The sequence below is a fragment of the Cellulomonas sp. P4_D11 genome, from assembly GCF_056401915.1.
The window spans coordinates 72,798-93,186 of record NZ_JBFUIK010000013.1 but is presented as its reverse complement, the minus strand read 5'-3'; the positions used below and the strand labels follow the sequence as shown (position 1 = coordinate 93,186).

15 protein-coding genes are annotated in these 20,389 nt (G+C 74.5%); 10 read left to right on the top strand and 5 right to left on the bottom strand.

The genetic code is table 11. The annotated features are described in order from the left end of the window. Position 1: 1 nt before the first annotated feature. Together AC1DT4_RS10315 and AC1DT4_RS10310 are read right to left on the bottom strand one after the other, a co-directional pair. Positions 2-1,120, bottom strand: a complete 1,119-nt coding sequence (locus AC1DT4_RS10315) for a DNA glycosylase AlkZ-like family protein (protein ID WP_477089697.1) — start codon at positions 1,118-1,120, stop codon at positions 2-4. 36 nt (positions 1,121-1,156) lie between these two features. Next, complete coding sequence (locus AC1DT4_RS10310; protein ID WP_477089696.1) at positions 1,157-1,735, bottom strand: TetR/AcrR family transcriptional regulator; 579 nt, start codon at positions 1,733-1,735, stop codon at positions 1,157-1,159. Positions 1,736-1,807: 72 nt separating this feature from the next. Here AC1DT4_RS10310 and AC1DT4_RS10305 point away from each other — a divergent pair, with 72 nt between their 5' ends. The 3 genes from AC1DT4_RS10305 to AC1DT4_RS10295 all read left to right on the top strand — a co-directional run bounded on the left by AC1DT4_RS10305 (position 1,808) and on the right by AC1DT4_RS10295 (position 7,141). Next, positions 1,808-2,218 (top strand): hypothetical protein, encoded by a 411-nt coding sequence (locus AC1DT4_RS10305; RefSeq protein WP_477089695.1) that lies wholly within the window; start codon positions 1,808-1,810, stop codon positions 2,216-2,218. Positions 2,219-2,282: 64 nt separating this feature from the next. Continuing rightward, on the top strand, positions 2,283-4,946 hold the full coding sequence (locus tag AC1DT4_RS10300; protein ID WP_477089694.1) for a DNA translocase FtsK: 2,664 nt from the start codon (positions 2,283-2,285) through the stop codon (positions 4,944-4,946). Between the two features lie 5 nt (positions 4,947-4,951). Further along, entirely contained in the window at positions 4,952-7,141 is a 2,190-nt protein-coding gene (locus AC1DT4_RS10295) for a putative bifunctional diguanylate cyclase/phosphodiesterase (RefSeq protein WP_477089693.1), read from the top strand. Here AC1DT4_RS10295 and AC1DT4_RS10290 read toward each other — a convergent pair. Next, positions 7,131-8,447, bottom strand: coding sequence for a CapA family protein (locus AC1DT4_RS10290; protein WP_477089692.1), 1,317 nt, complete (start codon positions 8,445-8,447; stop codon positions 7,131-7,133). The genes AC1DT4_RS10295 and AC1DT4_RS10290 overlap by 11 nt on opposite strands. A gap of 55 nt (positions 8,448-8,502) precedes the next feature. Between AC1DT4_RS10290 and pgsA the strand changes: the two genes are divergently transcribed. The 3 genes from pgsA to AC1DT4_RS10275 all read left to right on the top strand — a co-directional run bounded on the left by pgsA (position 8,503) and on the right by AC1DT4_RS10275 (position 10,161). Further along, entirely contained in the window at positions 8,503-9,114 is a 612-nt protein-coding gene (gene pgsA, locus AC1DT4_RS10285; RefSeq protein WP_477089691.1) for a CDP-diacylglycerol--glycerol-3-phosphate 3-phosphatidyltransferase, read from the top strand. A gap of 1 nt (position 9,115) precedes the next feature. Continuing rightward, complete coding sequence (locus AC1DT4_RS10280; protein WP_477089690.1) at positions 9,116-9,589, top strand: CinA family protein; 474 nt, start codon at positions 9,116-9,118, stop codon at positions 9,587-9,589. Positions 9,590-9,819: 230 nt separating this feature from the next. Beyond that, positions 9,820-10,161, top strand: a complete 342-nt coding sequence (locus tag AC1DT4_RS10275; RefSeq protein ID WP_477089689.1) for a helix-turn-helix domain-containing protein — start codon at positions 9,820-9,822, stop codon at positions 10,159-10,161. Positions 10,162-10,325: 164 nt separating this feature from the next. On the opposite strand, the gene AC1DT4_RS10270 is transcribed toward AC1DT4_RS10275, so the two are convergent. Further along, complete coding sequence (locus tag AC1DT4_RS10270) at positions 10,326-11,087, bottom strand: DNA-formamidopyrimidine glycosylase family protein (RefSeq protein ID WP_477089688.1); 762 nt, start codon at positions 11,085-11,087, stop codon at positions 10,326-10,328. 12 nt (positions 11,088-11,099) lie between these two features. Beyond that, a complete protein-coding gene (locus tag AC1DT4_RS10265; protein WP_477089687.1) occupies positions 11,100-15,977 on the bottom strand; it encodes an ATP-dependent helicase in 4,878 nt (1,625 codons plus the stop codon). A 62-nt stretch (positions 15,978-16,039) separates the two neighbouring features. Here AC1DT4_RS10265 and AC1DT4_RS10260 point away from each other — a divergent pair, with 62 nt between their 5' ends. The 4 genes from AC1DT4_RS10260 (at position 16,040) to recA (ending at position 20,385) form a co-directional block, all read left to right on the top strand. Further along, a complete protein-coding gene (locus AC1DT4_RS10260) occupies positions 16,040-16,273 on the top strand; it encodes a DUF3046 domain-containing protein (RefSeq protein WP_477089686.1) in 234 nt (77 codons plus the stop codon). Between the two features lie 12 nt (positions 16,274-16,285). After that, a complete protein-coding gene (locus tag AC1DT4_RS10255) occupies positions 16,286-18,364 on the top strand; it encodes an alkaline phosphatase family protein (protein ID WP_477089685.1) in 2,079 nt (692 codons plus the stop codon). Beyond that, entirely contained in the window at positions 18,361-19,137 is a 777-nt protein-coding gene (locus tag AC1DT4_RS10250; protein ID WP_477089684.1) for an MBL fold metallo-hydrolase, read from the top strand. Before AC1DT4_RS10255 ends, AC1DT4_RS10250 begins: the two co-directional genes overlap by 4 nt. 207 nt (positions 19,138-19,344) lie before the next feature. Then, positions 19,345-20,385 carry a recombinase RecA gene (gene recA, locus AC1DT4_RS10245; RefSeq protein ID WP_477089683.1) on the top strand — a complete coding sequence of 347 codons (1,041 nt, stop codon included), beginning with the start codon at positions 19,345-19,347 and terminating at the stop codon, positions 20,383-20,385. Positions 20,386-20,389 lie beyond the last annotated feature (4 nt).

The following is a 20,389-nucleotide window of genomic DNA, read 5'->3' as shown; positions in this document are numbered from 1 at the left end:
CTCAGCCCGGCGTCAGGCCGCGGAACTCCGCAAGACGCTCGTGCTCAGCCTCGACCGCCTTCCTCGTGCGCGCCGACCACGGCACCCACTCGTCGAGCTCGAGCCCGAGGGTCCGCCCCTTTGCGCGCGGCCGCCACGTGCCGATGAGCTCGGCGTCCGCCAGGACCGCGCCGGGCCGCCCGATGCTGGGCCAGAGCGCCTTGTGGTGGACCTTCTCCGGTACCAGGAGGTCGCGATCGCGGCCCTGCAGGAACAGGTCGTACGGACCGAGCAGCCGCACGACCGGCTCGTCGGCGGGATCCTCGAGGGCGGCGACATCGGCCTCCAGCAGCCCGGCCGCGTGCCCGTCGAGCTCGACGTCGACCGCGTCGTCGGGCCACCGGGCCTGCACGTCCCGGAGCGGCGAGTCGAGGAAGCCCGCGGCCTGCTTCGGCGTCAGGGGACCGAGGAAGTGCAGGAGCCCGCGGAGCAGGTCGACGGTGCCGTCGTCCGCGGTCGACGGTCGATCGAGCACGCCCACCTGCCCGGCGGGCCAGCGCGGGATGCGGCGCAACACCGGGGGAGAGGTGTACGGCTCCAGCTCCAGGCCGGCGTGGAGCGCGGCCAGCCGGAACGGCATCTCGTACATGTGAGTGGCGCCGCAGCCGGGGCACCAGCGCAGGTACGGCTCGGTCATCTCGGCGGTCATCCGCGTGGACACCGTGCCCTTGTCCATCGGCTCGTCGACGACCGTCCGCATCGTGCGCGCGGTCGTCGCCAGGCCCTCGACCGACGAGATGTCCGCCGCCCGGAGCGACTGCGCGGCGTTGAGCACGCGCGAAGCGGCGTCAGCCTCGGAGTACGGCCGCAGGGCCTTCTCGACGGCCTTCAGGTCGGTGCGACGGTAGGCGTGCGGGGCCGCGCGGACGGTCCACGCCAGCGCCAGCTCGCGCGGCCACTCGTGCGCCCGCACCGGGACCCCGCGCACCGCGAGCGCCCAGAGCGCGCCGTCGGGACCGGTGTCCTGCACACCGAGATCGAGGATCGCGGCGTCGTCGGGCCCCCGCCGGCTGCTGGCCGGCCGGTCGAGCTGCTGCACGTGCACGCGGTACCGGAGCACCTGGCGGCGGGTCACGGACATGGCTCCACCGTGGCACGGGCCACCGACACCGGCAGGTCAGCCGCCCAGGATGCCCGGTCCCGCAGCCCGCAGCACGCGCGCGTACCGGTCGGAGGCCCCGTCCGGCAGGAGACCGTCGAGCTCGAGCTCGACGAGCCCGTGCACGAGCGCCCACAACCCGAGCGCCGGCTCCTGCGCGGCCCCGGCCCCCACGCCCAGGACGCGCGCGACGGCGTCGCGCAGGACGCCGAACGTCGCGCTCGCGGTGGCGGGGCCGCGCGTCCCGTCCTGCAGGCCCGCACCCGCCGCGCCGAACATCACACGGTAGAAGTGTGGGTCGTCCAGCGCGTGCCGGCGGTACGCGAGGCCGAGCCCGAGCAGGTCGGCGGCGGCGTCGGACGTCTGGGGGACGGTCGCGAGGCGGGCGGCGAAGCGCGCGAAGGCCTCGTCGCCCACGGCCCGCACGAGGTCGTCGCGGCTGCCGAACAGCGAGTAGACGGCGGACGCCGACGTGCCCGCGCGGGCCGCCAGGTCGCGGACCGTCAGGGCTTGGGCTCCGCCGGTCGCGACGAGGGCCGATGCCTCCTCGAGCAGGCGCACGCGCAGGGCGTCGTCGTGCACGCGGGGACGGGCCATCCGGCGAGTCTAGGGGTTGACGGAGGTTTGCGAACAGGGTTCTATAACAACGTTCGTAAACGAGGAGGAGCCATGATCGAGCTGACCGACGCCGCCCGGGTGACCGCCGGGGTGGTCGCCCTCACGGTGGTCGCGATCGAGTCCGGGGGCGCGTTCCTGCTGCGCGTCGCGACCGGCAGGGAGCAGGCCACCGACTTCCAGAAGAGCTTCTACCGCGCCGGTCACGCGCACGCCGGCGTCCTGGTCACGCTGGGGCTGGTCTGCCTGCTCCTCGGGGAGGCCACCTCGCTGTCCGGATTCTGGCGCTGGCTCGCGCAGACGGGGGTGCTCCTCGCGGCGATCGTCATGTCGGCCGGCTTCTTCTTCTCGGCCATGGGACGGGGTCGCGAGCGGCCGAACCGGGCCGTCGCGCTGCTCGGCGTGGGGGCCGTGCTGCTCGCCGCGGGGGTCGTGACTCTGGGCGTCGGCCTGCTGCTCGGGTGAACGCGCGGCCGACACGCGCTCGGGCGCGCCCGTCTCGCCGTCGGCCCCGGCTACTTTGAGGACCATGGCGACTCGTACGTCCACCCCTCGCGCCCGCTCAGGTGCGCCGGCGACGTCGCGCGCCTCCGGCAAGTCGACCGGCTCGTCCCGACCGCAGGGTCGCAAGCCGGCCCCGCCGCCACCGCGCCAGGCGCTGCCGGTCCGCATGGTCAAGGGCGTCTTCATGGGCACGGCGCACCTGGTCGGCGGCACCGCGCGCCGCGTCGGCCGGGGGGCCCGGGACCTCGACCCCTCGCACCGGCGGGACGGGCTCGCGTTCACGCTCCTGGGTCTCGCGATCGTCATCGCGGCCCGCGAGTGGTGGGACCTGTCCGGCACCGCCGGGACCGTCGTGCACAACGTCGTCGCCGGCACGTTCGGCAAGGTCGGCGTCGTCGTCCCCCTTGTCCTGCTCGGGCTGGCCATCCGGCTCATGCGGCACCCGGAGCGCGTCGAGGCCAACGGGCGCATCGTCATCGGGCTCGGCGCGATCACCCTCGCGGTCTGCGGGCTCGTGCAGATCGGCGCAGGCCTGCCCGGCACCGACGACTTCGCGGCGCTGCGCGACGCCGGCGGGATGGTCGGGTTCCTCGTCGGCACCCCGCTGGCCAGCCTGCTCACGCCCGGCGTGGCCGTCGCACTGCTGCTCCTGCTCGCGTTCTTCGGCGTCCTCGTCGTCACCGCGACGCCGGTCCACCAGGTGATCCCGCGGTTGCGCGGGGTCTACGACAGGCTCACGGGGAACCACCGGGAACCGGCCGAGGCGACCGAGGCCGACGACGACGCGCCCCTCGTGATCAACGCCCTGCACACGGCCGTCCCCGAGATCGAGGCGCCGCCGGCGAAGCGCGGGCTGCTCGCGCGGCGGCGCAAGCGGGCCGAGGAGGTCGACGAGCCCGAGGACACCCGGCTCGACGGGTACGACGGCGACGAGGCGTTCGCCCGCGCGGCCATCGTCGCGGCAGCCGAGGCCGAGGCGGAGGCGCAGCTGGCGCGCGACGCGGCGCCGGACACGGTGCCGACGACCGTCGTGGCCAAGACCCCGCTCGTCGCGCCGGAGACGACTCCCGTCCCGCGCGGCGAGCAGCCGATGCTCGGCGGCGACGTGCTCTACACGCTCCCGGCCGAGGACGCGCTGGCCAAGGGCGCGCCGCACAAGGTGCGCTCGGCGGCCAACGACCGCGTGGTCGAGTCGCTGACCTCCGTGCTCGAGGCGTTCGAGATCGACGCGCAGGTCACGGGGTTCACGCGCGGCCCGACGGTCACGCGGTACGAGGTCGAGCTCGGCCGGTCGGTCAAGGTCGAGCGGGTCACGGCGCTGAGCAAGAACATCGCCTACGCGGTGGCCAGCGCGGACGTCCGCATCCTGTCGCCCATCCCCGGCAAGTCCGCGATCGGCATCGAGATCCCGAACACCGACCGCGAGACGGTCTCGCTGGGCGACGTGCTGCGGTCCAGCGCGGCCAAGCGCACCGAGCACCCGATGGTCATCGGCGTCGGCAAGGACGTCGAGGGCGGCTACGTCACGGCCAACCTGGCCAAGATGCCCCACCTCCTCGTGGCGGGCGCGACCGGCGCGGGCAAGTCGAGCTTCGTCAACTCGATGATCGTCTCCATCCTCATGCGCGCGACGCCCGACGAGGTGCGCATGGTGCTGGTCGACCCCAAGCGGGTCGAGCTCACCGTCTACGAGGGCATCCCGCACCTCATCACGCCGATCATCACCAACCCAAAGAAGGCCGCCGAGGCCCTCGAGTGGGTGGTGCGCGAGATGGAGGCGCGGTACGACGACCTCGCCAACTTCGGGTTCAAGCACATCGACGACTTCAACACCGCGGTCCGGGCGGGCAAGGTCAAGCCGCTGCCGGGCTCGGAGCGCAAGATCGCGACGTACCCGTACCTGCTGGTGGTCGTCGACGAGCTGGCCGACCTGATGATGGTCGCGCCGCGCGACGTCGAGGCATCGATCCAGCGCATCACGCAGCTCGCCCGCGCGGCCGGCATCCACCTGGTGCTCGCCACGCAGCGCCCGAGCGTCGACGTCGTCACCGGGCTCATCAAGGCCAACGTGCCGTCCCGCCTCGCGTTCGCGACGAGCAGCCTGACGGACTCCCGTGTCGTGCTCGACCAGCCCGGCGCTGAGAAGCTCATCGGGCAGGGTGACGCGCTGTTCCTGCCGATGGGCGCGGCCAAGCCGATGCGCACGCAGGGTGCCTGGGTGTCGGAGTCGGAGATCCACGCGGTCGTCGAGCACGTGAAGAAGCAGCTCAAGCCGGTGTACCGCCAGGACGTCACGGTCGCCGCCGTGAAGAAGCAGGTGGACGAGGACATCGGCGACGACCTCGACCTGCTGCTGCAGGCCGCCGAGCTGGTCGTGACCACGCAGTTCGGCTCGACGTCGATGCTGCAGCGCAAGCTGCGGGTCGGGTTCGCCAAGGCGGGCCGGCTCATGGACCTGCTGGAGTCGCGCGAGATCGTCGGCCCGTCCGAGGGCTCGAAGGCGCGCGAGGTGCTGGTCCAGCCGGACGACCTGCCCGGCACTCTGGCGATGCTGCGCGGCGCGCCGGGCGAGGAGGAGGACCGGTACGCCACGGTCGACGGTGCCCTGCCGGGCGAGCCACCGGTGGCGACCGACTACTTCGACAGCGCCGAGGAGGACGACGCCGGCTGGTCCGGCGGGGGTCGGTGAGCGCCGTGACCCTCGACCCCCTCGGGGTCGTCAGCACGGTGATCGCCGTCGTCGCGGTCGTGGCCCTCGTGGCCGTCCTCATCCTGCTCGGCAAGCAGCGCGCCGAGGTCCGCCGCGCGAACGCGCTCCTGCAGCTGTCGCGCGAGCTGCGGCACCGCTACGACGCGCTCCAGGCCGTGACCAAGGAGGGCGTGCTCGTCCAGTCGCTGTCGGGCACGGTGCTCGACATCTCCGAGCGTGCCGCGGCGATCCTCGGCGTCGACGCGGCGTCCTCGGTCGGGCGCTCGGTGGGCGACCTGCCGGTGGTGCTGGTCAACGAGATGGGCCTGGCGATGAACCCGGCCGCGGTGCTGGGCCACCGGAGCGGGGTCGCGCGAGCGGGCTTCACGGTCGACTCCGAGCTGGTCGGTGTCGCGCTGCCGGGCACGGACAGCACGCAGGCGCGCATGGTCCAGGTGGCCAGCCAGCTGGTCCCTGCGGGCGACGGCGACGTCGCGGCGGTGCTCACAACGCTGGTCGACGTGACCGGTCGGCGCGAGGTCGAGGCCGCGCTGACCCGCAGCGAGATGCAGTTCCGAGTCGCGATGGAGAACGCGCCGATCGGCATGGCCCTCGTGGACCTCGAGTGGCGGATCGTCGAGGCCAACGCGGCGTTCGCCGAGCTGCTGGGCACGAGCGTCGGCGCCCTGCGCGGCTACCGCATGGAGGATCTCAGCACCCCCGAGGGGCGGCCCGCCGAGCGCCTCGAGGTCGACCGCCTGCTCGGCGGCGGCCAGCACCGGTTCTCGCTCGAGAAGCGGTACCAGCGGGCCGACGGCCACCAGGTCTGGGTCGCTCTCGACGCCGCGCTGGTGCGCACGCCCACCGGCGCACCCGACCACTTCGTCGTCCAGGTCCGCGACTCCACCGAGTCGCGCCTGCAGGCCGAGATGCTCACGCACCGCGCCATGCACGACCCCCTGACCGGCCTGGCCAACCGCACGCTCCTGCAGGAGGTCCTGCAGTCCGTCCTCGAGCAGCCCGGGGTCGTCGACCGTGTCGCCGTGCTGGCGTGCGACCTCGACGGGTTCAAGGAGATCAACGACCGGTACGGGCACGCTGCGGGGGACGAGGTGCTGGTGCACGTCGCGGGTGTCCTGCGCGCGGCGACCGCGCGCCGCGGCACGGTCGCCCGGCTCGGCGGCGACGAGTTCGTCGTCGTCGTGCAGGACCTCGACGGTCCCCGTGCGGTCTTCGAGGTCGCGGCGGCCATCCACACGGGGCTGCAGGAGCAGGTCCGGGTCGGGCGTCGCCGGCTGACCGTCGCCGCGAGCATCGGCATCGCGCTCGCCGACCCCGAGTCGATCGAGGGCGGCGCCCCCGGCCTGCTCGCGGCCGCCGACGCCGCGCTCTACCGGGCGAAGGGCGCGGGCCGCAGCCGCACCGAGGTCTACGAGCCGTCGATGACGATGGGGTCGGCCTCGGACCTGCACCGCGAGCTCGCCGCGGCGATCGCCAAGGACCAGCTGGTCGTGCACTACCAGCCGATCGTCGACCTGTCCGACTCCCGCGTGGTCGGGTACGAGGCCCTCGTGCGGTGGGAGCACCCGTCGCGCGGGCTGCTGCTGCCCGCCTCGTTCCTGTCGCTCATCCAGGAGGCGGGCATGTCGGTGGCGCTCGGCCAGCTGGTGGCCACGCGCGTCGTCGAGTTCGTCGCGTCGATCCACGACCGGACGCGGTGGGTGTCCGTCAACGTGTCGGCGGACCAGCTGGGCGACGGCGAGTTCGCGACGACGCTGCTCGGGGAGATCTCGCGGCACCGCCTGACCGCCGGCCGGATCGTCGTCGAGCTCACCGAGTCCTCGCTGGTGGCGTCCGGCACGCGGATCCGCCACGAGCTCACGCAGCTGTCCGCCGCCGGCGTCCCCATCCTGCTCGACGACTTCGGCACCGGGGTGTCGCCGCTGTCCTACCTGCGCGACCTGCCGGTGGCCGGCGTGAAGCTCGACATGTCGTTCACCTCCGGCATCCCGGAGGACCCGACCGCCGGCAAGGTGGCGCGCGCGCTGGGTGCGCTTGCCCGCGAGCTCGCGATGGTCACCATCGCCGAGGGCATCGAGCACGAGGAGCAGGCCGAGTACCTGCACCGCAACGGCTGGCGCTACGGGCAGGGCTGGCTGTACGGCAGCGCGCAGCCGGGGGACATCAGCCGCTGACGCGGGGCGCGACGACGGGCGCGGGCCCCGTCGGCGTGAGCGGCGTGGTCCGCTGCGGCGCCTGGTCTCCCGCGGCCGCGACCACGCGCGCCAGCCGGTCCGCCACCTGCGCGGCGCTCAGCGTGCCGGTGCCGCCCGCGATGTCGACCAGCGCGTGCACCTGGTGGCCGCCGAGCCGGTCGACCGTCACGGGCGTCCACTCGACGCCGGTCACGCGCGCCGGTCCGGCCTCGCGCCCCTCGGCCGGGAAGGCCCCCGTGCTCTCGACGTGCGCGGTGAGCATCAGCCCGGAGTCGGTGCTCTCGACGCAGCACTCGCCGTCCTGGTTCGAGACGTAGTTGCCGAGCCCGTACGCGACCCACATCCCCTCGCCCCGCGGTCCGCCGGTCAGGTGCACCACGGGCTGCGGCACGTGCGCGTGGTGCCCGATGACCAGGTCGATCACGCCCGAGTCCGCCAGCTGCTGGTCGATGGCCACCTGGTCGGCCGTCGGCTCGGTGCGGTACTCGACGCAGCAGTGCAGGCTCGCGACCACCAGGTCCGCCCCGGCCGCGCGCGCTGCGGTGGCCTGGGCGACGAGCGCCGGGACGTCGATGACGTTCACCGACCACGGCTTGTCGGCGTCGATCGGCATCCCGTTCGTGCCGTACGCGGCGGCGAGGTGCGCGACCGTGATCGTCTGTCCCGCACGCTCGAGCGTGTACAGCTGCGGCTGCGACTGCTCGAGCGCGCTGCGGGCGGTGCCCACGTGGCCGAGACCGGCGGCGTCGAGCGCGTCGAGGGTCGCCGTGATGCCGGCGAAGCCGCGGTCGACGGAGTGGTTCGACGCCGTCGAGCACCCGTCCCAGCCCTGCGCCCGCAGGGACGACGCGATCTCCGCCGGAGACCCGAACAGCGGGTAGCCGCTCGGCGGAGTCCCGGCGGGGGCGACGGGCACCTCGAGGTGGCACAGCGCCAGGTCGGCGCCCTGCACCCAGGGGTCCATGGGCGACAGGACGGGCGCGAAGTCGTACCCGCCGCCGGGGGTGCGCGCGTCGGCCAGGACCGGCAGGTGCGGGAGCACGTCTCCGGTCGCGACGATGGTGAGCTGCGCGTCGGGGTCTGCCGTGGGTGTGGGCGTCGGGGTCGGGGTCGGCGTCGGGCTGTCCGCGGGCGCCGTCGAGGGCGCGGACGTCCCCGCGGTGGCCTGCTGGTCCCATGGGCGCAGCGCCGCGGCACCCGCGCCGAGGCTGACCAGGACGAGCAGCAGGATCGCGAGGCCGACGACGACGGGGGAGCGTCGGCCGGCGCGGGCGTGGCGGGTCACAGGCGGACTGTAGTTGGTGGACGGGCCACCTCCCGCACCCCTCTAGGCTGTCCGGGTGTCCGACGCCGTGCCTCCAGCGCCTTCTGTGCCGTCCGCCTGGAACCTGGCGAACGCGCTCACGGTGCTGCGCATCGCGATGGTGCCGTTCTTCGCCTGGGCCTTGCTCGTCGATGGCGGGCACAGCACCACGGGCCGGCTCGTCGCGACCGCGCTGTTCGCCCTGGCTGCGGCCACCGACCGCCTCGACGGCTGGCTCGCCCGGCGCTCCGGCCAGGTCACCAACCTCGGCAAGCTGCTCGACCCCATCGCGGACAAGGTGCTCATCGGCACCGCGCTGATCCTGCTGTCGTACCTGGGCGACCTGTCGTGGTGGATCACCGTCATCATCCTGGTGCGCGAGCTCGGCATCACCGCCATGCGCTTCTTCCTCCTGCGGTACGTCGTGCTGCCCGCCTCCCGCGGCGGCAAGCTGAAGACCGTGCTGCAGTCGGTCGCGATCGGCCTGTACCTCCTGCCGCTGGACCAGCTGCCGACGTTCGTCACCGTGGTCGCGGCGATCCTGATGGCCGCCGCGCTCGTGGTGACGGTGGTGACCGGCCTCGACTACGCGCGCACCGGCCTGCGGATCAGCCGGACCGCGAGCCGTCCGCCCGCCGCCGGGCTGTGACGTGTCTGGCGCCGAGGACCTGCTCGCGGCCGTCCGCGCCCGCGGCTGGACCCTGGCCGTCGCCGAGTCGCTGACCGGCGGGCTCGTCTGCTCGACGCTCGTGGACGTGCCTGGCGCGTCGAGCGTCCTGCGGGGTGCCGTCGTCGCCTACGCCACCGAGCTCAAGGCGACGCTGCTCGACGTGGACCACCATCTGCTGGCCGCCCGCGGCGCCGTGGACCCCGATGTCGCGCAGGCCATGGCGATCGGCGTGCGGGACCGGCTCGGTGCCGACGTGGGCCTGGCGACGACCGGCGTGGCCGGGCCCGACCCGCAGGACGGTCACCCGCCCGGGACGGTGCACGTCGCCGTGTCGACGCCCGACGGCACGCAGGTCCGGTCCCTGCGCCTGGCGGGGGACCGGGTCGCCGTCCGCGCGCTCACCGTGGACGCGGTGCTGGCGCTGGGGGTGGAATTCGTGGGCCGATCGGGGTGAATCTCGCGCCGCGGGCGGGCATCCGGTCCCCGAGCGGGAACACTTGTCGACGACGGACCGTTACTACGACCGTGATGAGCACTCGACCCCCGGCACGACGCTTGCCTTCGCGTGTCGGCGGTGCAAGGTACGGTGGAATCCTCCCGATCAAGGGACAGCAGGGTTCTGCAGTGGTTCGGACTCCGGTTCCCGGAGTGGATGTGGCACGTGACGCGAGAGGGGGAGCCCGGATGGTTGTACTCCGTCGAGAGATCGGCGATGTGCTGCGGGATGCGCGACAGCGCCAGGGGCGCACCCTGCGCGAGGTGTCGTCGGCAGCCCGCGTCTCGCTCGGGTACCTGAGCGAGGTGGAGCGGGGTCAGAAGGAAGCGTCGTCGGAGCTGCTCAACAGCATCTGCGAGGCGCTCGACGTCCCGATGTCGCTCGTCCTGCGCGAGGTCAGTGACCGCGTCGCTGTCGCCGAGGGTCTGCTGATCCCCGACACGGTGCCTGCGGACCTCGCGGCGTCGGTGGCCGGTGCCACCGACTCCGGATGGGCGCGGTCGCGGTCGGAGCTCGCCGCCATCGGCTGATCGGATGGCTTCGGCCATCATCTGATGATCGGGCGCGGTGCGTGCCCGATCGGTGGGTCGCTCGCGAGCGCCCACGACGGCGGGCGTCGTGCCCGTCCGTCCTCCTGCACGGTCCGTGGACTTCCGTCCGCGGACCGTTGCGCGTTCCGGGGTGGGCGCGCCGGTCAGTCGCGCTCCTTCTGGCAGCGCGGGCAGTAGAAGATCGGTCGCTCCATCGGCGGCTTGCGCGCCTGGCCGACCATGATCGGTGTGCCGCAGCGGTGGCACGGCCGACGCAGCCGCCCGTGCACGTGCCCCGGTGGTCTCCCCTCGGCGACGGCGCGCTGGAGCTGTCGGCGCGCGACCCCCAGCAGCCGGGCCGGGTCGGGGATCGCGTCGGCCGGCGTCCACGGCCACAGCCGCTCGGCGAACAGGGACTCGGCGGCGAAGATGGTGCCGATTCCGGCGACGACCGTCTGGTCGAGCAGGACCTCCGCGGCCGGGGTGGTGCCCCGGGCGGTCCACCGCCGCAGCGCCTCGTCGACGTCCACCGTCTCCGCCAGGAGGTCCGGCCCGAGGTGGCCGATGAGCGTGCGCTCGTCCCGCGTGCGCACCACGTCGAGCATCCCGAGGTGGTGGCCCACCGCGGTCCACTCGGCGGTCGCCAGGACGGCGCGGACCTGGGGCGAGCGCGCTCCCGCCTCGCGGGACCCGGTCCGCCAGATGCGCCAATAGCCCTCCATGCGCAGGTGGGTGTGCAGGGTGCGCCCGTCGTCGAACCGGGTCAGCAGGTGCTTGCCGTACGAGCGCGTCTCCAGCACCGTCGTGCCGACGAGATCGACCGTGGCGGCCGACGGCCAGCGCAGGTCGGACCGGGTCACCACGCGACCGGTGAGGGCGAGCTGGAAGCGGTCCGCGGTCCGGCGCAGGACGTCGCCCTCAGGCACGGGCGCCCGCCGTCACGGCCGGTCCCGCAGGCGCAGCCCGCGCGGTGTCGTCGCGAAGCCCGCCGCGACGAGTGCCTGGCCCAGCGTGCCGTGCAGGGCGCCCGAGAGGACCTCGACGCCGTCGATCCGCACGATCGTGAGCCGGCCGGTGCGCCGGGTGCGCACGGTCGACGCGAGCCCGTCGGCGGCGGCGGTCAGCACCGGAGCGTCGGGGGTGAATGACAGGACGGTCCGGCCCCCGCGTTCGAGGTAGAGGACGAGCGCCCCGTCGACCAGCACCACGAGGGCCCCGCCCTTGCGGCCCGGCCGGTGGCGGCCGGCCGCGGGGTCGTTCTCGGTGGGACCGGGGGCGGGCCACGGCAGCGACGCGCCGTACGGGTTGGCGGGGTCCGTGGCGGCGAGGACGACCACCTGCGTGTCGGTGGTCGCCTGGTCGTCGGCCGCGCGGTCGACCACTTGGGCGTCGACGCGCAGCCGGTCGACCGCGCCCGGCAGCGCGAACTGCGAACCGCCGAGCCGCTCGACGAAGTAGCCGCGGCGCACCTGGCCGCCCTGCTCCAGCGCGGAGAGCACCTTGTACACGTCGGCGAACCGCGCGCCGATGCCTTCCGCCGGCGCGACCGCCCGGGTGAGGATCCCGTGCCGGTCGAGCAGCTGGGCGGCGAGCGCGTGCGCCCGCAGGGTCGGGTCGGGCTCGCGCGCCGGGAGCAGGGACCACCGCCCGCCGCTCGCGGCGCCGTTCATGCCGAGGGCCGACGACCGGGTGCTCGGGTCCCCGGCCAGCTGGACCGCGGCCCGCAGCCCGAGCCGAGGGCGCAGGGGACGCCCGCGCGGTGCGGCCGCCCGGGTCTTGTGCGCGGTGCTGCCGCTGCCCAGCCAGGCGCGCAGCGGGGCGAGCCCGTCGTTGGTCACGTGCCCGGTCCACACCAGGTCCCACACCGCCTCCGCGACCTCGGCCTGGCTCGGGGAGGCCTCGTCGGGGCGCAGCTGGCGGACCCGCTCGGCGAGCGCGCCGAGGAACCACGCGCCACCGCCGGCGAGCGCCTCGAGGATCGCGGCGTGCAGCGGCCCGTCCGGCGGGGCGGTGACCGGCGGGAGCGTGAGGTCCGCCACGGCGGCGGGGTGCAGCGAGATCAGGCCGTCGTGCCCGGCGAGCGCCCCGTGACCCGCCCAGACGACCTCGCCCGCGGCGGTGAGCTCGTCGAGCATGGCCGGGGAGTAGTCGGCTATGCGCGCGGGCAGCACGTGGGTCTCGAGCGCCGACGCGGGCAGCACGGCGCCCGCGAGCTGCTCGACCACCCGCGCCACGCCGTCGACGCCCCGCAGCGACCCCGTCGCGGAGCTGCGGCCGGACCGACCGACCGGCTGGACCCCCTGCCAGCGCGGCAGGAACACCCCGAGAGCCCGCGGCGCGACCGGCTCCACCTCCGCTCGCAGCGCGGCGAGCGAGCGCCGGCGCAGCGTCCGCAGCACGTCGGCGTCGCAGAACTCGTCGCCCGTGCCGCCCAGCACGTCCGGCCGCAGGCGCCCCTGGACCAGCACGCCCAGGCGCTCGAGCCGGCGCAGCGTCTCGGTGACCACCGCGACGCCCCAGCCGAACCGGGCGGCGGCCTGTGCGGCCGTGAACGGCCCGTGCGTGCGGGCGTGGCGACGCAGCAGGTCGCCGACCGGGTCGGGCACCACCTCGGTGAACACCTCCGGCACGCCCACCGGCAGGGCGACGCCCAAGGCGTCGCGCAGCCGCCCGGCGTCCTCGACGGCCGCCCACTGGTCGGCCCGCTCCGGCGACACGGCGCCGAGCCGCACGCGGATGAGCCGTCGGGCGCCCTCGAGCTCGACCAGCCACGCCGGCACCTGGTCCCGGACCTCGACCTTCGTGCGCTCGGCGAGCTCGTCGGCGGTGAGAGGCCCGTGGCGCCGGACGGCGTCCGCGAGCTGCTCGAGGGTCCCGGCCTGGCGCTCGGGTGCCCGACCGCTGAGCTCCGCCTCGGTCCGCACCACGGCGTCGGGGTCGAGCAGGTCCGCCAGCTGCGACTCGCCGCCCTGCCCGAGCAGCTCGGCCAGCAGCGTCGGGTCCAGCGTCAGGGCGGCCGCGCGCCGCTCGGCCAGGGGGGCGTCGCCGTCGTAGAGGAACTGCGCGGTGTAGCCGAAGAGGAGCGACTGGGCGAACGGCGACGGCTGCGTCGTCGTCACCTCGACCACCCGGATCCGGCGGGCCGCGACGTCCCGCATCAGGGTGGTGAGCGCCTCGGTGTCGAAGTCGTCCTGCAGGCACTCGCGGACGGCCTCAAGCAGGATCGGGAAGTCCGGGTACTCGGACGCCACCGCGAGCAGCTGCGCCGAGCGCTGCCGCTGCTGCCAGAGCGGCTGCCGACGGTCGGGCCGGCGCCGGGGGAGCAGCAGGGCCCGGCTGGCGGCCTCGCGGAACCGGGCGCCGAACATCGCGGACGAGCCGAGCTCCGCCCGCACCGCGTCGAGCACCTCGTCGGCGTCGAGCAGCAGGTCCGCCATGTCGATCGCCGGTCCGGTCGACTCCGCCCACGGGTCGTCGACGCCGAACCCGCTGTCGAGGCACCCGTCGAGCATGTCCGGCAACCGCAGCACGATGCCGTCGTCCGAGTGCATCGCGGCCGCGTCGACGCCGTAGCGCTCGCGCAGGCGAGCGCCGATGACGATGGCCCACGGGGCGTGCACGCGCGCGCCGTACGGGGAGTGCAGCACCACACGCCAGTCGCCCAGCTCGTCGCGGAACCGCTCGACCACCAGCACCGTGTCCGACGGGACCTCGCCCGTGGCCTCCCGCTGCTCGGCCAGGTAGGTGAGCAGGTTGTCGGCCGCCCACGGGTCCAGGCCGGCCCCCTCCACGCGGGCGCGGGCGTCGTCGGGCGTCAGGGCGCCCAGCTCACGCACCCAGGCGCCCATCGCCTGGCCCAGCTCCGCCGGGCGGCCGGGTGCGTCACCCTTCCAGAACGGGAGCCGACCGGGCACACCGGGAGCGGGCGTCACGAGCACGCGGTCGGGCGTGATGTCGTCGATGCGCCACGTGCTGGAGCCCAGCGTGAACATGTCGCCGACGCGCGACTCGTAGACCATCTCCTCGTCCAGCTCGCCGACGCGCTTGCCGCCGCGGACCGCGCCGCCCGTGCGCTCGGCGTCCGCGGGGACGTCGCTGGTGGTCGCGCTGCTGGCGAGGAAGACCCCGTACAGCCCGCGGTCCGGGATGGTCCCCCCGCTGGTGACGGCGAGGCGCAGGGCTCCGGGGCGACCGCTGAGCACGTCCCGCACGCGGTCCCACACGAGGCGGGGGCGCAGCTCCGCGAACTCCTCGCTCGGGTACCGCCCGGCCAGCATGTCGAGCACCGCGCGCAGCGTGGCGTCGCCCAGCCCGGAGAACGGCGACGCCCGGCGCACGACGGTCGAGAGCTCGTCGAGCGACCAGTCCTCCACCGCGACCATCGCGACGATCTGCTGCGCGAGCACGTCGAGGGGGTTGCGCGGGATGCGGAGCGCCTCGAGCGACCCCTCGCGCATGCGCTGAGCGGTCACGGCCGCCGGCACCAGCTCGCCGCGGAACGTCGGGAACACGATGCCGCGCGACACGGCGCCGACCTGGTGCCCGGCCCGGCCGACCCGCTGGAGCCCGCTGGCCACGGACGGCGGCGAGCCCACCTGTACGACCAGGTCGATGGCGCCCATGTCGATCCCGAGCTCGAGCGAGCTGGTGGCGACGACGGCCGGGAGCAGCCCGGCCTTGAGCTCCGACTCGGTCCGCGTCCGCTCCGCGCGGCTCATCGAGCCGTGGTGCGCGCGCGCCAGGATGGTCGCCGCCTCGCGGGTGTCGACCCCGACGGCCGTCCCGGACTGTGCCGGGACCTGCGCCGCCCGGAGCGTGGCGGGGTCGGGCACGTCCTCGCCGGACCGCTCGGCCCACACCTCGTTCATCCGCGCGGTGAGCCGCTCGGCGCCGCGGCGCGAGTTGGTGAACACGAGCGTCGAGCGGTGCGCCGCGACCAGGTCGACCACGCGCTCCTCGACGTGCGGCCAGATGGACGGGCGCGGGAGCTCGCCGGCCGCAGCGCCGGACAGGTCGAGCTCGGCGTCCGCCGGCGTCGCGCTGCGCAGGTCCGAGAGGTCCGGCACCGGGACGACGACGTCGACCACGATCTTCTTGGTGGACGGCGGCTGGACGACGACGACGGGGCGTCCCCGGTCCTCCGGCGTGCGGGCGCCGCCGAGGAACTCGGCGACCGCGTCGACGGGGCGGACCGTCGCCGACAGGCCGATCCGCTGCGCCGGACCGGGGCCGCCGGGGTGGTCGAGCAGGGCGTCGAGCCGCTCGAGCGACAGGGCGAGGTGCGCCCCGCGCTTGGTACCGGCCACCGCGTGGATCTCGTCGACGATCACGGTGCGGACGCCCGCGAGGCCGGCCCGGGCGCCCGACGTCAGCACGAGGTACAGCGACTCGGGCGTGGTGATGAGGATGTCCGGGGGCTTCGTCGCGAAGGCCCGGCGCTCGTTGGGCGGCGTGTCCCCAGTGCGGATGCCGACGCTGACGTCGGGCAGGGTCAGGCCGAGCCGCGTGGCCGCCTGCCGGATGCCGACCAGTGGCGAGCGCAGGTTCCGCTCGACGTCCGTGGCCAGGGCCTTGAGCGGCGAGACGTACACGACCCGGCACCGTTCGACCGGGTCGTCCGGCGCCTGACCCGTCAGCAGGCCGTCGAGCGCCCACAGGAAGGCAGCGAGCGTCTTGCCGGAGCCCGTCGGGGCGACGACGAGCGCGTGGTCCCCTCCCGACACCGCCGTCCACGCGCCGAGCTGCGCGGTCGTGGGCTCGGCGAACGCACCCGTGAACCACGCCCGGGTCGGGTCGGAGAAGCGGTCGAGCACCACCGGGCCATTCTGTCGGCCCCCACCGACACCCGCGCGCCCCGGGGGATGGCAGGCTGTCGTCCGTGAGGTTACGAGAGTTCTGGCAGCTGGTGGACGAGGTCCTCGGCAGCGCGCACGGCCGTGAGCTCACCCGCGAGCTGGTGCTGCGCAGGCTGGACCAGCGGACCGCGATCCAGGCGCTCGACGACAACGTCGAGCCGCGCACGGTCTGGCACGCCCTCTGCGACGAGCTGGAGATTCCGGAGAACGCACGCTGGGGGGCCGACGCCCGGCGCCCGGCGCCACCGCGGGCATAGGAGCCACCACCCATGACGTCCCCGACCCGCTCGCGCGCCCCCCGCTGGCTGCCGACCCTGCGCGACATCGGGGAGGCCGTGCTGACCCTCGTCACGACGACCCTGGGCCTCGCCGTCGCCGTCTGGCTGATCGACGGCGTGCGCGCCGACACGCCGGGGGCGATCGTGCTCGCGGCCGTCGTCGTCGCGGTCGGCGACCTGCTGCTGCGGGCGCCGCTGCGGTTCCTGGCCCGGCGGGGCAGCGCGGCGCTGGCGCTCGGGCTCGGGCTGCTCGCCCAGGTCGCGGTCCTGTGGCTCGCCCTCTCGGTCGTGCCCGGCATCGGCGCCGACAACCTCTGGTCCGTGCTGGGCGTCCTGGTGCTCACGGCGATCGTCATGGCGATCGGGCGCTGGCTGATCGGCGCGAGCAACAGCGACTACGTCGTGTCCGACGTCGTGCGGCGCGCGCGGCGCCAGGCCCGGCGCGAGGGCGTCCGCGAGCCCGGCGCCGGAGAGGCGCGCGAGGCCGGGATGCTCGTCGTGCAGCTGGACGGGGTGGCCGCACCGGTGCTGCGCGAGGCCATCGAGGCCGGGCTCGCGCCGAACATCCAGCGCTGGATCACGTCGGGCGGCCACACCCTCGAGGACTGGTGGGCGCGGATCCCGTCGACCACCCCCGCCAGCCAGGCCGGACTGCTGCACGGCGACTCGTCGCAGATCCCGGCCTTCCGCTGGTGGGACCGGGACCTCGGCCGGCTCGTCGTGACGAACCACCCCGAGGACGCCGCGCTGGTCGAGCAGCGGCTCACCACCGGCAAGGGGCTCCTCGCGGGAGGCGGCACCGCGGTCTCGACGATGTTCTCGGGCGACGCCGCGACCGCGTTCGTGGTCATGAGCCGGTCCCGGACCAAGGGTCCCGACGGCGGCCTCGGACCCGGTCCCGCCTACGTGCGGTTCTTCGCGAGCCCGTTCGTGCTGGCGCGCGCGGTGAGCCTGTCCGTCGGTGAGATGGTCAAGGAGCTGTACCAGGCGCACCGCCAGCGGGTCCGTGACGTCGAGCCGCGCATCTCGCGCGCCGGGTGGTACGTGGTGCTGCGGGGGATCACCAACGTGCTCCTGCGCGACCTCAACACGTCGCTGGTCTCCGAGGCCCTGCTGCGCGGCGACCCGACGATCTACGTCGACCTCGTGGACTACGACGAGATCGCGCACCACGCCGGTCCCACCCGGCCGGAGTCGTTGCGGTCCCTCGAGGGCCTGGACCGCGTGCTCGGGACGCTCGAGCGGGTCGCTGCCGTCGCGCCCCGCGACTACGAGATCGTCGTGCTCTCCGACCACGGGCAGGCGCTCGGCGCCACCTACGAGCAGCTCGCGGGCGAGACGCTGCTGGACTCGGTGCGCGGGCTCATGGCGGAGCCGGCCGCCGACGGCGTCGAGAGCAGCACCGGCGAGGACTGGGGCCTGCTCAACGCCCTGGTCAACAGCGCGCTGAACCTCTCCCGCGGCTCGACCGTCCTCGGCCCCGACCAGGGGCGTCCCAAGCAGCCGGCACCCGCGGACGACGTGCCCGACGTCGTCACCGTGGGCTCGGGGAACCTGGGCCTCGTGTGGTTCCCGCAGGTGCCGCACCGGTTGACGCTCGAGGACTTCCAGGAGCGCTGGCCCGCCCTGGTCGCCGGCCTCGCCGCGCGGCCAGGGGTCGGTGTCGTCGTCGTCGACACGCAGACCCGTGGCCTCGTCGCCGTCGGGCCCCGGGGCCTGGTGCTGCTCGAGCAGCCCGACGCGGAGCCCGAGGGGGAGGACCCGCTGGTGCCGTACGGTCCGCGCGGGCGCGCGGACCTGCTCCGGGCAGCGCGGCTCACGCACACCGGCGACCTCCTGCTCATCTCGACGGTCACCGACCGCGGCCACGTGCACGCGTTCGAGGGCCAGGTCGGCTCGCACGGTGGCATCGGCGGCGCGCAGAACCACGCCTTCCTGCTGCACCCGACGCGCTGGGCGATGGCCGACGAGCTCCGCGAGCCGGTCGGCGACGACGAGATCCTGGTCGGCGCCGAGGCCGTGCACGAGCAGCTGCTCCGCTGGGCGGACGCGGCCGGCCTGCGGCCGTGAGCCTGCAGGTCCGCTGGCTGGGCCACGCGAGCACGGTGATCGACGTCGGGGGCGTGCGGCTGCTCACCGACCCGCTGCTGCTGCGGCACGCGGGGCTGCTGCGGCGGCGCGGCGGCGCCCCTCGGCCGGCCGACTGGCAGGGGGCCGACGCGGTGCTGGTCTCGCACCTGCACCACGACCACGCCGAGCTGGGCTCGCTGCGGCTGCTCGACGGCGTCCCCGTGCTCAGCGCGCCCGCGAACGCCCGCTGGCTGCGCGGGCGCGGGATCGCCGGGGCGGTGGGGCTGTCGGACACGGAGTGGTGGCAGGTCCCGGGCGCGGACGTCCGGGTGCGGCTGGTCCCCGCGGTCCACGTCCACCGCCCGATGCCCCACCGGCCCAACGCGACCCACGGCTTCGTCGTCGTGGCCGGCTCGGTCCGGATCTGGTTCGCGGGGGACACCGCGCCCTTCGCGGCCATGGCGGACCTCCCGGCGCTCGCGGGCGGCCCGATCGACCTCGCGCTCGTCCCGGTCGGCGGGTGGGGTCCGCGGCTGTCGGGCGGCCACATGGACGCGGCCCAGGCCGCGCGCGCGTGCCTGACGGTCGGCGCGCGTGCGGCGGTCCCGGTGCACTGGGGCACGCTCCACGCCCCCGTCTCCCGACGCCTTCCGCCGGGCTGGATGGACCGCGCGGGACCGGCGTTCGCGGCGGCCGCCGCACGCGTGGCGCCGGGGATGCACGTGCACGTGGTGACGCCCGGGGAGCAGTTCACGGTGACCACGACACGCTGACGGCGTGTCGCGTGCATCGAACATCTGTTCGGCTAGTGTGGTGCGTGCGGGTGAGCGACCGAGCCTCCCACAGCCCCTCCGGCGGACGCCGGGATCCCGGGGACGAGGGTGGCCCGGTCGGGATGTCAGTGGTCGGACATAGCGTCGCTCGCAACAAGACCAGCCCCCGTACCGCAGCACCCGCTGCTCGAGACAGACGAGGTCGACATGCCCGCTCCGAAGGATCGCGACAAGGCCCTCGAGGCCGCGCTCAGCCAGATCGACCGCCAGTTCGGCAAGGGGTCGATCATGCGACTCGGCGACGAGGGGCGCGCCCCGGTCGAGATCATCCCCACCGGCTCCATCGCGCTGGACATCGCCCTCGGCATCGGCGGGCTGCCGCGCGGCCGCGTCGTCGAGATCTACGGCCCGGAGTCCTCGGGCAAGACCACGCTCGCGCTGCACGCAGTGGCGAACGCGCAGAAGGCCGGCGGCATCGCCGCGTTCATCGACGCCGAGCACGCGCTGGACCCCGAGTACGCCAAGAAGCTCGGCGTGGACACCGACGCGCTCCTCGTCTCGCAGCCGGACACCGGCGAGCAGGCGCTCGAGATCATGGACATGCTGATCCGCTCCGGCGCCATCGACGTCGTGGTCATCGACTCCGTCGCGGCGCTCGTGCCCAAGGCCGAGATCGAGGGCGAGATGGGCGACAGCCACGTCGGCCTGCAGGCGCGCCTCATGTCGCAGGCGCTGCGCAAGATCACCGGTGCGCTCAACCAGTCGGGCACCACGGCGATCTTCATCAACCAGCTGCGCGAGAAGATCGGGGTGTTCTTCGGTTCGCCGGAGACCACCACGGGCGGCAAGGCGCTGAAGTTCTACGCGTCGGTGCGCCTGGACATCCGCCGCATCGAGACCCTCAAGGAGGGCACGGACGCGGTCGGCAACCGGACCCGCGTGAAGGTCGTCAAGAACAAGATGGCGCCGCCCTTCAAGCAGGCGGAGTTCGACATCCTCTACGGGGTCGGCATCTCCCGCGAGGGCAGCCTGATCGACATGGGCGTCGAGCATGGCTTCGTGCGCAAGTCCGGCGCCTGGTACACGTACGAGGGCGACCAGCTGGGGCAGGGCAAGGAGAACGCCCGCGCGTTCCTCAAGGACAACCCCGACCTGGCCAACGAGCTGGACAAGAAGATCAAGGAGAAGCTCGGCGTCGGCGCACGGGTCGACGCGCCGGCCGACGCCCCCGTGGCCGTCGACTTCTGAGCGC

What these genes read in the sequence shown, in the direction of transcription:
- AC1DT4_RS10315 (WP_477089697.1), bottom strand. Translation starts at nt 1,120, where the DNA reads ATGTCCGTGACCCGCCGCCAGGTGCTCCGGTACCGCGTGCACGTGCAG.
- AC1DT4_RS10310 (WP_477089696.1), bottom strand. Translation starts at nt 1,735, where the DNA reads ATGGCCCGTCCCCGCGTGCACGACGACGCCCTGCGCGTGCGCCTGCTC.
- AC1DT4_RS10305 (WP_477089695.1), top strand. Translation starts at nt 1,808, where the DNA reads ATGATCGAGCTGACCGACGCCGCCCGGGTGACCGCCGGGGTGGTCGCC.
- AC1DT4_RS10300 (WP_477089694.1), top strand. Translation starts at nt 2,283, where the DNA reads ATGGCGACTCGTACGTCCACCCCTCGCGCCCGCTCAGGTGCGCCGGCG.
- AC1DT4_RS10275 (WP_477089689.1), top strand. Translation starts at nt 9,820, where the DNA reads ATGGTTGTACTCCGTCGAGAGATCGGCGATGTGCTGCGGGATGCGCGA.
- AC1DT4_RS10255 (WP_477089685.1), top strand. Translation starts at nt 16,286, where the DNA reads ATGACGTCCCCGACCCGCTCGCGCGCCCCCCGCTGGCTGCCGACCCTG.
- recA (WP_477089683.1), top strand. Translation starts at nt 19,345, where the DNA reads ATGCCCGCTCCGAAGGATCGCGACAAGGCCCTCGAGGCCGCGCTCAGC.